This is a genomic window from Salmonella sp. 2020_1395 (assembly GCF_043848115.1).
GTDB lineage: Bacteria > Pseudomonadota > Gammaproteobacteria > Enterobacterales > Enterobacteriaceae > Salmonella > Salmonella enterica.
Map to the genome: position 1 here is coordinate 225,987 of NZ_JBCMFH010000003.1, position 13,652 is coordinate 239,638.

Below are 13,652 nucleotides of genomic sequence, written 5' to 3' on the forward strand. Positions count from 1 at the left end.
GTTTACAGGAAAAACGAAAGGGGAGATAAAATCCCCCCTTTTTTGGCTAACTGATTGTATGAATGTTTAATTATTCGCCAGAAGCCTGCGCTTCCGGTTTGCCGTAAATCAGCAACGGCTTACTCTGACCGGCAATAACGGACTCGTCGATCACCACTTTTTCGACGTCTTCCATAGATGGCAAATCGTACATGGTATCCAGCAGCGCTGCTTCGACGATAGAACGCAGACCACGGGCACCGGTTTTACGCGCCATTGCTTTCCTGGCGATAGCGTCCAGCGCTTCGTCACGGAATTCCAGATCGACGCCTTCCAGGTTAAACAGCGCCTGATACTGCTTGGTCAGCGCATTTTTCGGCTCTTTCAGGATTTGAATCAGCGCTTCTTCGCTGAGTTCGTTCAGCGTCGCTACCACTGGCAAACGACCGATAAACTCAGGAATCAGACCAAATTTGATCAAATCTTCCGGTTCAACCTGCGACAACAGCTCGCCTTCGCTGGCTTTGTCGGACTTCGCTTTCACCGTCGCGCCAAAACCAATGCCGGAGCCGGTTTCAACACGGTTAGCGATCACTTTATCCAGACCGGCAAACGCGCCGCCGCAGATAAACAGAATCTTAGAGGTATCTACCTGTAAGAACTCCTGCTGCGGATGTTTGCGACCGCCCTGCGGTGGAACCGCGGCGACAGTGCCTTCGATCAGTTTCAGCAACGCCTGCTGTACGCCTTCGCCGGAAACATCGCGGGTAATGGACGGATTGTCTGATTTACGCGAAATCTTATCGATTTCATCAATGTAGACAATCCCACGCTGCGCTTTTTGCACGTCGTAGTCGCATTTCTGCAACAGTTTCTGAATGATATTCTCGACGTCTTCCCCCACGTAACCCGCTTCGGTCAGCGTGGTTGCATCCGCCATAGTGAACGGCACATCCAGCAAGCGCGCCAGCGTTTCCGCCAGCAGCGTTTTACCGGAACCGGTCGGTCCAATCAGCAGAATGTTGCTTTTGCCTAACTCGACGCCATTGCTGGTATCGCCGTTACGCAGACGCTTGTAGTGGTTATAGACCGCCACCGCCAGCACTTTTTTCGCCTGCTCCTGGCCGATAACGTAATCGTCCAGGTGAGTACGAATTTCATGCGGCGTCGGCAGCGCACTACGTTCACGGTGCGGAGCAACTTCTTTAATTTCTTCGCGAATAATGTCGTTACATAAATCGACGCATTCGTCGCAGATATACACGGATGGACCGGCAATCAGCTTGCGCACTTCATGCTGGCTTTTGCCGCAAAAAGAGCAGTACAACAATTTGCCCGAGCCATCTTTGCGTTTATCTGTCATGAGTCAAAACCTCTTCTTTGTTCTTTGTGCCGCACACGACGACGCAAATGCCATTCTCAGGCGCAAGCCGCTAATCAGCGTTGTGCCGCCCTTCATTAGTATATACACAAAATCATTCGAGCTACATCAAGGCGGCAACTCAGCGACTCCGCAGGCGCTTACATAAGTAAGTCACTGGGAGGCGCGCTGGCAGCCAACACCGAGGTAGCGTAAAGGATGAAGTGTATAGCGGCACACTTGCGTCCAGGGCATCAATTACGATGGGTCAAAATTGAGTCAACCAAACCGTACTCTACCGCTTCAGGCGCGGAGAGGAAGCGATCGCGCTCAGTATCACGTTCAATCTGCTCAAGAGATTGCCCCGTATGATGCGCCATAAGTTCATTCATGCGCCCTTTTACTTTCAAAATTTCGCGGGCGTGAATTTCAATATCCGTCGCCTGGCCCTGATAGCCGCCCAGCGGCTGGTGGATCATGACGCGAGAGTTCGGCAAGCAGAAACGTTTGCCTTTCGCCCCGGCAGTCAGCAGAAACGCCCCCATAGAGGCCGCCTGTCCCATACAAATGGTGCTGACGTCTGGCTTAATAAACTGCATGGTGTCATAGATGGACATCCCCGCAGTAATTACGCCGCCAGGAGAATTAATGTACAGATAGATATCTTTTTCCGGGTTTTCCGCTTCCAGGAACAGCATCTGCGCCACGATCAGGTTAGCCATATGGTCTTCGACCTGGCCGGTCAGAAATATGACGCGTTCCTTAAGTAGACGAGAATAGATATCAAAAGAGCGCTCACCGCGTGAGGTCTGTTCAATGACCATCGGCACCAGCGCCATATGAGGGGCCAAATTATCTCGTTCTCCGCTGTATGACATTTCCGTCTCCTGGATAAAAATTGAAAAAATCTGCTGTACTGATTGTAACCTGATGGACGGATTATCAGCCAGTCCCTCTGTAATGGGTACGGCATCGCCATAATTCAAGCATAACAATCTTTTGCTCTAACGCTAACACTGAAACGCGGTTTTCGCACCCTTACCATGCAAAATGCGTGACAAAAAAAACCCGTCACTGAAAGGTGACGGGTTTTTGTGCAAATTTCGTGCTTTTAACGCGAAAAATTACGCCTGCTGGTTCATCAGCTCATTGAAGGAAGTGGCTTTTTCAGACACTTTCGCTTTTGCCAGAACCGCTTCAACAGCCTGTTCTTCCAGAGCGACGTTACGCATATTGTCCATCAGCTCTTTATTTTTGCTGTAGAACTCAATCACTTCTTTCGGATCTTCGTAAGCAGACGCCATCTCTTCGATCAGGCCTTTAACGCGTTCTTCGTCCGCTTTCAGCTCGTTGGTACGAATGACTTCGCCGAGCAGCAGACCGACAACTACACGACGCTTAGCCTGTTCTTCGAACAGTTCGCGCGGCAGCTCCAGAGCCTGTTTCTCGTTACCACCAAAACGCTGCGCAGCCTGACGACGCAGAACGTCGATTTCGCTGTCGATCAGCGCAGCCGGTACGTCGATGTCGTTAGCTTTTACCAGACCTTCGATCGCCTGAGACTTAACGCGGTTACGCACCGCGCCTTTCAGCTCGCGTTCCATGTTTTTACGTACTTCAGCGCGCAGACCGGCTACGGAACCATCTTCAACGCCGAAACGTTTGATGAATTCTTCGGTCAGTTCCGGCAGTTCGCGTTCTTCAACTTTCTTCAGGTTGATAACGAACTTAGCCGCTTTACCTTTCAGGTTTTCAGCGTGGTACTCTTCCGGGAAGGTCACATCGATAGTGAACTCTTCGCCAGCTTTGTGGCCTTTAACGCCGTCTTCAAAGCCCGGAATCATACGACCCTGGCCCATCGCCAGAACGAAATCGGTCGCTTTGCCGCCTTCGAACTCTTCGCCGTCTACAGAGCCGGTGAAGTCGATGGTCACGCGGTCTTCCGCATCCGCAGCGCCGTCTTTTTCTTTCCAGGTCGCCTGCTGCTTACGCAGGGTGTCCAGCATCACATCAACGTCAGCGTCGGTGACTTCAACAACCGGCTTTTCAACTTCGATGGACTCGAGGCCAGTCAGCTCAACTTCCGGATAGACTTCAAACTCGACGGAGTAAGTGAAGTCTTCACCCACTTTGTATTCGCCCGGAACATAGTTCGGCGCGCCTGCCGGGTTAATTTTTTCTTTGATGATCGCGTCAACGAAGTTGCGGCTCATCAGATCGCCCAGCACGTCCTGGCGAACAGAAGCGCCATAACGCTGAGCGACGATATTCATCGGTACTTTGCCTTTACGGAAGCCGTCAATACGTACTTTTTTCGCTACGTTGACCAGCTCGCTTTTTACAGCGGTCTCGATGCTGTCAGCAGCGATTGTAATCGTTACACGGCGGCCAAGGCCCTGAGTGGTTTCAACTGAAACTTGCATCTTGTTACCTCAAAAAATCACAGTGCTCGGTCAACTCTACTCCGCAAGCACGTGCTATTTGCTTCGCGGAACCGGGATGTTCTCATAATCAATCACATTCCCTGTCGTCAGAATCATCCCGAAGACGTTCATATATAAGACGGCGCATTATAGCGGCATCACTTTTGTGAGTCGAGAACGGTGATTGTGCGATGCTGCGGCGGTTTTCACAATTCTCGGCTAATTTTTGTCTGAATACTGTACGACACGCTCAAAATTCAGACAAAACAAAACGGCCCGCAGGCCGTTTTCACATAATTCTGTAGCAACATACTGGAAAAGCGGAGGTAGTTGCAAATCCGTTTTGCTACGCGATGCTTCCCGCGCCGCGACAAGGAGGCGACGCGAAGATAGTATCCTGCAACCCTTCCCACTCTTTGAGGGTATAAGTATGCAGTGCCAGCGCATGTACGGTTGTGGAGAGTTCCGCCGTTAACGTACCGTAAATCATCCGATGACGATTAAGAAAACGTTCGCCTGTAAAGCGATCGCTCACCAGCACGACCTTAAAATGGCTTTCCGATCCTGCAGGAACATTGTGACGATAGCTTTCATCCACAACTTCGAGAAACACGGGGTCGAACGCTGTCCTTAATTTTTCTTCTATTTGCTCACGTATCATCATGAAAATCTCCTCCGACAACGCTGTGATGTCACCCATCCCTTTAAATACTAGCCGCTTTTACCGTTTCCATTACAGCATGACAACAAAAATTTAGCTTTCGTCTGATTATTTCAGCCAAACGTATGAAGTTTACTGCCTTAATCATTCTTTTAGCGCTCAAAATCCCCGCTCGCGCCGTTATCAATACCAAATCGGACATTACGACGAATTTACCTGCGTTGACCACTTCCCCTCGCCGTTAGCGGTGTTATGATGGCGGGAATTTTTACCTATCACGTTTTAAGCGTCATTGAGAGCCTGAATATGTTAAAAAAACTTCTCTTTCCGTTAGTCGCTCTGTTTATGCTGGCAGGATGCGCCACACCGCCGACGACCATTGACGTCGCGCCGAAGATCACCTTGCCACAGCAGGACCCGAGCCTGATGGGCGTCACCGTTAGCATTACCGGCGCGGACCAGCGCCAGGATCAGGCGTTAGCGAAAGTCACGCGTAACAACCAACTGGTAACGTTAACCGCCTCCCGCGATTTACGCTTCCTGTTACAAGAAGTCCTGGAAAAACAGATGACGGCGCGGGGCTATATGATCGGGCCTAACGGCGCGGTTAATCTGCAGATTATTGTTAACCAACTGTATGCTGATGTTTCCCAGGGCAGCGTGCGCTACAACATCGCGACCAAAGCGGATATCGCGATTATTGCGACCGCGGCAAATGGCAGCAAGATGACCAAAAACTATCGCGCCAACTACTCTATTGAAGGGGCGTTCCAGGCCTCTAACCAGAATATTGCCGACGCGGTGAACAGTGTTCTGACCGATACTATCGCTGATATGTCTCAGGACACCAGTATTCACGATTTTATCAAGCAAAACGCCCGTTAATAGCAACAACAAGACCCGGCAGAAGCCGGGTCTGTAGATGCCTATGTCAAGTCAATATTTACGTATTTTCCAGCAACCGCGTTCAGCCATTCTGCTGATATTGGGTTTTGCCTCCGGTCTCCCGCTGGCGCTCACCTCCGGTACGCTACAGGCGTGGATGACCGTCGAGAATATCGATCTTAAAACGATTGGCTTCTTCTCGCTGGTTGGTCAGGCCTATGTGTTTAAGTTTCTCTGGTCCCCGCTGATGGACCGCTACACGCCGCCTTTTTTAGGTCGTCGTCGCGGTTGGTTACTCGCCACCCAACTGTTGTTACTGGCGGCGATTGCGGCGATGGGCTTTCTTGAACCCGGCACGCAACTACGCTGGATGGCGGCACTGGCGGTGGTGATTGCTTTTTGCTCCGCCTCGCAGGATATCGTGTTCGACGCCTGGAAAACCGATGTTTTACCCGCAGAAGAACGCGGCGCTGGCGCGGCAATCAGCGTGCTTGGCTACCGGTTGGGTATGCTGGTTTCCGGCGGACTGGCGCTATGGCTGGCCGATCGCTGGCTCGGCTGGCAGGGCATGTACTGGCTGATGGCGGCATTGCTGATCCCCTGCATTATCGCCACCTTACTGGCGCCGGAACCGACCGATACTATCCCGTCCCCGAAATCGCTGGAACAGGCCGTCGTCGCGCCGCTACGCGATTTCTTTGGCCGTAATAACGCCTGGCTGATTTTACTGCTCATTGTGCTTTATAAACTGGGTGACGCCTTCGCCATGAGCCTGACCACCACCTTTTTGATTCGCGGCGTCGGCTTTGACGCCGGCGAAGTCGGCGTGGTCAATAAAACGCTGGGCCTGCTGGCGACGATCGTCGGCGCGTTATACGGCGGCATATTAATGCAGCGTCTTTCGCTGTTTCGCGCGCTGCTGATTTTCGGCATTTTGCAAGGCGCGTCCAACGCCGGTTACTGGTTGCTCTCCATTACCGATAAAAACATGTTCAGCATGGGCGCGGCGGTCTTTTTCGAAAACCTGTGCGGCGGGATGGGTACTGCCGCCTTTGTCGCCTTATTAATGACGCTATGTAATAAGTCGTTTTCCGCAACACAGTTTGCCCTACTGTCGGCCCTCTCCGCAGTAGGCCGCGTTTATGTTGGTCCTGTAGCGGGCTGGTTCGTTGAAGCGCACGGCTGGCCGACATTCTACCTCTTCTCGGTTGTTGCCGCCGTTCCCGGGCTGTTACTGTTGCTGGTCTGTCGGCAAACGCTGGAATATAGCTGGCAGAACGAGCGTTTTATTCCCCGCACGCAATACCGTGGCGCCTACAATTTCGCGCTTTCAATCCTGCTCGCGGGCGTCGCTTTGCTGGCGGTCTGGGTACTCCTGCTGACCATGAACGCGTTGGATTACACTAACTTCTCATTCCTGTCCGGATTGCTTGAGACTGCGGTAGCGATTGCCGTGTGCGGCATTGTCTTTGGCGGGTTGCTGGACTACCTGGCGCTACGAAAAACACGCCTGCTGTAAAACATTATTTGCCGTTGTAATAACGACCCGGAATTATAACGGCTAAATAACCATCAATTGATAAAAAATATATTTGTCTTTTTGTGCGCAACAGAATTTTGGAAATTATTGGTAATTTCTACGCTACCTATTTTCTTTACACGATTCAGCCGATTAAATTTAAATTTCTGCCGTTGATTGTCCTTTTATTGATAATAAATTGTTAAGTAATTGTTTTATTTTTACATTGGTTATACCAATTATCCCTCAACATCCCACTTACAGACCTCATCCGTTATAACGCAAAGTTTCAACAGTGTCTTAAAGTTATTTCGACATACTTGGCAACATATGTGACATGCGCGGCAGAACTTGGTAACACAGAACCAATCATGTTTACAGTAATGTAACCTTACCGTAAAATGCCCCTACACTTTAAACGCCACCAGGTCCCGTGGAATTGAGGTCGTTAAATGAGACTCAGGAAATACAATAAAAGTTTGGGATGGTTGTCATTAATTGCAGGCACTGCATTACTCAGTGGCTGTAATTCTGCGCTGCTGGATCCCAAAGGACAGATTGGACTGGAGCAACGTTCGCTGATACTGACGGCATTTGGCCTGATGTTGATCGTCGTTATTCCCGCCATCTTGATGGCTGTTGGTTTCGCCTGGAAGTATCGTGCGAGTAATAAGGATGCGAAGTATAGCCCGAACTGGTCACACTCCAATAAAGTGGAAGCCGTGGTCTGGACGGTGCCTATCTTAATCATCATTTTCCTTGCCGTACTGACCTGGAAAACCACGCACGCGCTTGAACCAAGCAAGCCGCTGGCGCATGACGAAAAACCGATCACCATCGAAGTGGTTTCCATGGACTGGAAATGGTTCTTCATCTATCCGGAGCAGGGTATCGCCACCGTCAACGAGATCGCCTTCCCGGCGAACACGCCGGTTTATTTCAAAGTGACCTCCAACTCCGTGATGAACTCCTTCTTTATCCCGCGTCTGGGTAGCCAGATTTATGCCATGGCTGGTATGCAAACACGTTTGCATCTGATCGCCAACGAACCCGGAACCTACGATGGCATCTCCGCCAGCTATAGCGGCCCGGGCTTCTCTGGTATGAAGTTTAAAGCTATCGCCACCAAAGACCGCGCAGAATTCGACCAATGGGTCGCAAAAGCGAAGCAGTCTCCGAACACCATGAATGATATGGCGGCGTTCGAGAAAGTGGCTATGCCAAGCGAGTACAACAAGGTGGAATATTTCTCCAGCGTGAAACCAGATTTGTTCAAGGACGTTATTAACAAATTCATGGGCCACGGTAAGAGCATGGACATGACCCAACCTGAAGGTGAGCACAGCTCGCATGAAGGAATGGAAGGTATGGACATGAGCCACGCGGAATCCGCCAACTCCAAGGGTTGAGGAAGATAAGATGTTCGGAAAATTATCACTGGATGCAGTACCGTTCCATGAACCTATCGTCATGGTAACGATCGCTGCAATTATCGTCGGGGGACTGGCGATACTGGCAGCGATTACTTACTTCGGTAAGTGGACCTACCTATGGAAAGAGTGGTTAACGTCGGTTGACCATAAACGCCTCGGCATCATGTATATCATCGTCGCGATTGTGATGCTGTTACGTGGTTTCGCCGATGCCATCATGATGCGTAGCCAGCAGGCGCTTGCCTCCGCCGGCGAAGCGGGTTTTCTACCGCCGCACCACTACGATCAGATCTTTACCGCTCACGGCGTAATCATGATCTTCTTCGTGGCGATGCCCTTCGTTATCGGTCTGATGAACCTGGTGGTTCCGCTGCAGATCGGCGCGCGCGACGTTGCGTTCCCTTTCCTGAACAACCTGAGCTTCTGGTTCACCGTTGTCGGCGTTATCCTGGTTAACCTCTCGCTGGGCGTGGGTGAATTCGCGCAGACAGGGTGGCTGGCTTATCCGCCGCTATCGGGAATAGAGTACAGTCCCAGCGTCGGGGTCGATTACTGGATATGGGCGTTGCAACTCTCGGGTATTGGTACGACGTTAACCGGTATCAACTTCTTCGTGACGATCCTGAAGATGCGTGCGCCGGGTATGACAATGTTCAAGATGCCGGTCTTTACCTGGGCCTCTTTGTGCGCCAACGTACTGATCATCGCCTCTTTCCCGATTCTGACGGTTACCGTCGCGTTGCTGACCCTGGATCGCTATCTGGGCACCCATTTCTTTACCAACGATATGGGCGGCAACATGATGATGTACATCAACCTGATTTGGGCCTGGGGCCATCCGGAAGTGTACATTCTGATTCTGCCGGTCTTCGGGGTATTCTCCGAAATCGCAGCGACCTTCTCGCGTAAACGTCTGTTCGGCTATACCTCGCTGGTTTGGGCGACCGTCTGTATTACCGTACTGTCGTTTATCGTTTGGCTGCACCACTTCTTCACGATGGGCGCAGGCGCGAACGTTAACGCCTTCTTCGGTATCACCACCATGATTATCGCCATCCCGACCGGGGTGAAGATCTTCAACTGGTTGTTCACCATGTATCAGGGCCGTATCGTCTTCCATTCCGCAATGATGTGGACCATCGGCTTTATCGTGACCTTCTCGGTCGGCGGTATGACCGGCGTGCTGCTGGCGGTACCGGGCGCGGACTTCGTCCTACACAACAGTCTGTTCCTGATTGCGCACTTCCATAACGTGATCATCGGCGGCGTAGTGTTTGGCTGCTTCGCGGGTATGACCTACTGGTGGCCGAAGGCGTTTGGCTTCAAGCTGAACGAAACCTGGGGTAAACGCGCCTTCTGGTTCTGGATTATCGGTTTCTTTGTAGCCTTTATGCCGCTGTACGTACTGGGCTTCATGGGCATGACCCGTCGCCTCAGCCAGCAAATTGATCCGCAGTTCCATACGATGCTGATGGTTGCCGCCGCCGGCGCCGCGCTGATTGCGCTGGGTATCCTGTGCCAACTGATTCAGATCTTCGTTTCTATTCGCGACCGCGATCAGAACCGCGATCTGACCGGCGACCCATGGGGTGGCCGTACGCTGGAGTGGTCAACCTCGTCTCCGCCGCCGTTCTATAACTTTGCCGTTGTGCCGCACGTTCACGAACGTGACGCCTTCTGGGAAATGAAAGAAAAAGGCGAAGCGTACCAACAGCCTGGACAGTATGAAGAGATTCATATGCCGAAAAATAGCGGTGCCGGTATTGTTATCGCCGCCTTCGCGACGGTATTTGGCTTCGCCATGATCTGGCATATCTGGTGGCTGGCGATAGTGGGTTTCGCAGGCATGATCATCAGCTGGATTGTAAAAAGCTTTGATGAAGATGTGGATTACTACGTGCCGGTCCCGGAAGTCGAAAAACTGGAAAACCAGCATTTCGATGAGATTACTAAGGCAGGGCTGAAAAATGGCAACTGATACTTTAACGCACGCGACTGCCCACGCGCACGAACACGGGCACCATGACGCAGGCCAGAACAAAATCTTCGGATTTTGGGTCTACCTGATGAGCGACTGCATTCTGTTCTCTATTCTGTTTGCTACCTATGCCGTTCTGGTGAACGGCACCGCTGGCGGCCCGACAGGTAAGGACATTTTTGAACTGCCGTTCGTTCTGGTTGAAACCTTCCTGCTGTTATTTAGCTCCATTACCTACGGCATGGCGGCGATCGCCATGCACAAGAACAACAAGAGCCAGGTTATCTCCTGGCTGGCGTTGACCTTCTTGTTCGGTGCCGGATTTATCGGGATGGAACTCTATGAATTCCATCACCTGATTGTTAACGGTATGGGCCCGGATCGCAGCGGCTTCCTGTCTGCGTTCTTCGCGCTGGTCGGCACGCACGGTCTGCACGTCACTTCCGGTTTGATCTGGATGGCGGTGCTGATGGTGCAAGTTGCCCGTCGCGGTCTGACCAGCACTAACCGTACCCGCATCATGTGCCTGAGCCTGTTCTGGCACTTCCTGGATGTGATTTGGATTTGCGTATTCACTGTTGTTTATCTGATGGGGGCGATGTAATGAGTCATTCTACCGAGAGCGGCGGCGCATCCCACGGCAGCGTAAAAACGTACATGACCGGCTTTATCCTGTCGGTCATCCTGACGGTTATTCCATTCTGGATGGTGATGACCGGCGCTGCCTCTCCGGCCGTTATTCTGGGATCTATCCTGGCAATGGCAGTGGTGCAGATTTTGGTGCATCTGGTGTGTTTCCTGCACATGAACACCAAATCTGATGAAGGCTGGAACATGACGGCCTTCATCTTTACCGTGCTGATCATCGCCATCCTGGTTGTGGGCTCCATCTGGATTATGTGGAACCTCAACTACAACATGATGATGCACTAAGAGCGGCGAGTATGATGTTTAAGCAATACCTGCAAGTAACGAAACCAGGCATCATCTTTGGCAACCTGATCTCGGTGATCGGGGGATTTCTGCTGGCTTCAAAGGGCAGCATTGACTATCCCCTGTTCATCTATACGCTGGTCGGGGTGTCACTGGTTGTGGCGTCGGGTTGTGTATTTAACAACTACATCGACAGGGATATCGACAGGAAGATGGAAAGGACCAAGAATCGGGTGCTGGTCAAAGGCCTGATTTCTCCTGGCGTCTCGCTGGTATACGCCACCCTGCTGGGTATTGCTGGCTTTATGCTGTTGTGGTTTGGCGCCAATCCTCTGGCCTGCTGGCTGGGGGTGATGGGCTTCGTGGTCTACGTTGGCGTGTACAGCTTGTACATGAAGCGTCACTCCGTTTACGGCACGCTGATTGGTTCTCTCTCCGGCGCAGCGCCGCCGGTGATTGGCTACTGCGCCGTAACGGGCGACTTTGACAGCGGCGCGGCGATTCTGTTGGCTATTTTCAGCCTCTGGCAGATGCCGCACTCTTACGCCATCGCCATTTTCCGCTTTAAGGACTATCAGGCGGCCAATATCCCGGTTCTGCCGGTGGTAAAAGGAATCTCAGTCGCTAAAAACCACATCACGCTGTACATCATTGCGTTTGCCGTTGCAACGCTAATGCTCACGTTGGGCGGTTATGCCGGTTACAAATACCTGGTGGTCGCCGCGGCGGTCAGCGTTTGGTGGCTCGGCATGGCGCTACGCGGTTACAAAGTGGAAGATGATAAGGTCTGGGCGCGCAAGCTGTTCGGCTTCTCTATCATTGCGATTACTGCGCTGAGTATCATGATGTCCGTTGATTTTATGGTGCCGAATTCGCAGAATCTGCTGACTTACGTCTGGTAACAAGCGTTGCTATTGAAAAAACCGCCGTGTCACAAACGGCGGTTTTTTTATTCATTTCATCAGGCAGTAACGCCCCACGACTTATCAATTCTGAATAATATGTAAATTATCCGTTTTCAGTAAATCAACTTTTTTACCATTGATTGTTGCCGTCGCTGACTTCACGGTGAAAGTAAGTTTATGGTAATCACACAAGTCACCGTTTTTCATCAAGATATATCCCATCGACTTAAAAGAATCCCCCATACCCTGTTCAGCACCCAGAGTATTGAGACCCAAAGGAGGAAAAGCGACCATTCTTTCGTCGCTAACTCCAACATCATTTTTTAATATCAATTCCACACGTAAGTTCGCAACATGAATTAACTTATTCGTATTGACAACAAATCCAATCTGACACAGAGGAATATTATCAATCCTGCCAAATAATCCCGCATATTTTTCTAATGTTAACTCAGGAAGTTGCTGACTAAAATCATTACGGCGCTTTCGATCTTTTTCACAATAATCAAGATAATCGCGTTGTGTCATCTTTTTTATATAGCTGTTATCGTAATAGTGCCAGGATTGTTGGCAATCGACATCTACACTCTGGCCATTAAAATACATCTGTGCTAAATAATCAGCGGCCGCCTGTAATTCTTTCTCATAAGCTTTTTTAAAAAAATACAGCGCTTTATCGTAATCAACGTTAACCATTACGCCAGAATAGTACATACGACCTAACGTATACAATGCTTCTCCATTACCTTGCTGCGCCGCCATTTCATACCATTTCCGGGCTTTCTCTCCATCTGGTTGTAATCCCAATCCGGCGTGTTCATAAAGAAAACCTAACAGCGTCTGTGAGTCGGCATCCCCCTTCTCGGCCGAAATTCGGAGCCATTTCAGCGCTTCAGCAATATCTATCGTTTTCGTTTCATTATTAAAATACAAAGTAGAGACCAGTTTTGCCGTCTGATACGCGACCTCAGGATCACCCTCTCTCGCCCAGAGTATCGCGATCCGCGCAAGATGTGATGAGTCAAAACCTATTCGACTCAGCAGTTTTCGCTCATCTGATTGCGGGGCATAAAAATAGAAACTTAAGCCTTGAATAAAATGAGGACGAAATGAAAGGTCTCTATATGCCTCAAGTTTATTACTATAAACACTCCCAATTATACGTTCACTCACCTTTTTATCGAGATTGATATTGGATAAATTAGTTTTTTCTCTAAGCTGTTTTGCTAATATTTTCGCTTGCGTAATATCCTTTTGGGTACCGATGCCATATTCATAGAAATAAGCCGCATTAAAGCAACCATAATCACCGTCCAAATCACAAGCCTGCTCGTAGTACTTTATTGCTTGCGGAATATCCACAGATACTGAAACACCGTACTCATAAATAAACCCCAACTCCGCCAGCGCTTGGGCGTTATTATCTTTGGCTAACGCTTTTAGCTCATTTAGCGCCTGAATATCTTTCTGCGCAATACGGCTATACAACGCGTCAATATCATCACCTGCCTGGCATACCGATGCGAAAGAAAGCCCAAGCAGAAGCAAAAGATTCCATTTCTGTTTTATCATTTTT

Annotated in this window: 12 protein-coding genes; 7 read left to right on the forward strand and 5 right to left on the reverse strand. The window is 50.4% G+C overall.

The window, feature by feature from the left end:
- Positions 1–70 precede the first annotated feature (70 nt).
- From clpX to bolA, 4 genes are all read right to left on the reverse strand, one after another.
- Positions 71–1,342, reverse strand: a complete 1,272-nt coding sequence (clpX, locus tag ACH0WD_RS05950) for an ATP-dependent protease ATP-binding subunit ClpX (protein ID WP_000130314.1) — start codon at positions 1,340–1,342, stop codon at positions 71–73.
- Positions 1,343–1,593: 251 nt separating this feature from the next.
- The gene (gene clpP, locus ACH0WD_RS05955; protein ID WP_000122257.1) at positions 1,594–2,217 is read right to left on the reverse strand and encodes an ATP-dependent Clp endopeptidase proteolytic subunit ClpP; all 624 of its coding nucleotides are present in this window, start codon (positions 2,215–2,217) and stop codon (positions 1,594–1,596) included.
- A gap of 246 nt (positions 2,218–2,463) precedes the next feature.
- Positions 2,464–3,762, reverse strand: a complete 1,299-nt coding sequence (gene tig, locus ACH0WD_RS05960; RefSeq protein ID WP_001198403.1) for a trigger factor — start codon at positions 3,760–3,762, stop codon at positions 2,464–2,466.
- A 346-nt stretch (positions 3,763–4,108) separates the two neighbouring features.
- Positions 4,109–4,426, reverse strand: a complete 318-nt coding sequence (gene bolA, locus ACH0WD_RS05965; RefSeq protein WP_000973433.1) for a transcriptional regulator BolA — start codon at positions 4,424–4,426, stop codon at positions 4,109–4,111.
- A gap of 303 nt (positions 4,427–4,729) precedes the next feature.
- Between bolA and ACH0WD_RS05970 the strand changes: the two genes are divergently transcribed.
- The 7 genes from ACH0WD_RS05970 to cyoE all read left to right on the forward strand — a co-directional run bounded on the left by ACH0WD_RS05970 (position 4,730) and on the right by cyoE (position 12,073).
- The gene (locus ACH0WD_RS05970) at positions 4,730–5,308 is read left to right on the forward strand and encodes a lipoprotein (RefSeq protein WP_001537832.1); all 579 of its coding nucleotides are present in this window, start codon (positions 4,730–4,732) and stop codon (positions 5,306–5,308) included.
- Positions 5,309–5,351: 43 nt separating this feature from the next.
- Complete coding sequence (ampG, locus tag ACH0WD_RS05975) at positions 5,352–6,827, forward strand: muropeptide MFS transporter AmpG (RefSeq protein WP_000098472.1); 1,476 nt, start codon at positions 5,352–5,354, stop codon at positions 6,825–6,827.
- Between the two features lie 452 nt (positions 6,828–7,279).
- Positions 7,280–8,236 (forward strand): cytochrome o ubiquinol oxidase subunit II, encoded by a 957-nt coding sequence (cyoA, locus tag ACH0WD_RS05980; RefSeq protein ID WP_001239449.1) that lies wholly within the window; start codon positions 7,280–7,282, stop codon positions 8,234–8,236.
- 10 nt (positions 8,237–8,246) lie between these two features.
- Positions 8,247–10,238 (forward strand): cytochrome o ubiquinol oxidase subunit I, encoded by a 1,992-nt coding sequence (gene cyoB, locus ACH0WD_RS05985; RefSeq protein WP_000467158.1) that lies wholly within the window; start codon positions 8,247–8,249, stop codon positions 10,236–10,238.
- Positions 10,228–10,842: a cytochrome o ubiquinol oxidase subunit III gene (locus ACH0WD_RS05990; protein WP_000179833.1), complete on the forward strand. Its 615-nt coding sequence runs from the start codon at positions 10,228–10,230 to the stop codon at positions 10,840–10,842. Before cyoB ends, ACH0WD_RS05990 begins: the two co-directional genes overlap by 11 nt.
- A complete protein-coding gene (locus ACH0WD_RS05995) occupies positions 10,842–11,171 on the forward strand; it encodes a cytochrome o ubiquinol oxidase subunit IV (RefSeq protein WP_000019878.1) in 330 nt (109 codons plus the stop codon). The genes ACH0WD_RS05990 and ACH0WD_RS05995 overlap by 1 nt, the downstream gene beginning before the upstream one ends.
- 11 nt (positions 11,172–11,182) lie before the next feature.
- A complete protein-coding gene (gene cyoE, locus ACH0WD_RS06000) occupies positions 11,183–12,073 on the forward strand; it encodes a heme o synthase (RefSeq protein WP_000971352.1) in 891 nt (296 codons plus the stop codon).
- An 84-nt stretch (positions 12,074–12,157) separates the two neighbouring features.
- Here cyoE and ACH0WD_RS06005 read toward each other — a convergent pair whose 3' ends face one another.
- Complete coding sequence (locus ACH0WD_RS06005; protein WP_000595318.1) at positions 12,158–13,648, reverse strand: tetratricopeptide repeat protein; 1,491 nt, start codon at positions 13,646–13,648, stop codon at positions 12,158–12,160.
- Positions 13,649–13,652 lie beyond the last annotated feature (4 nt).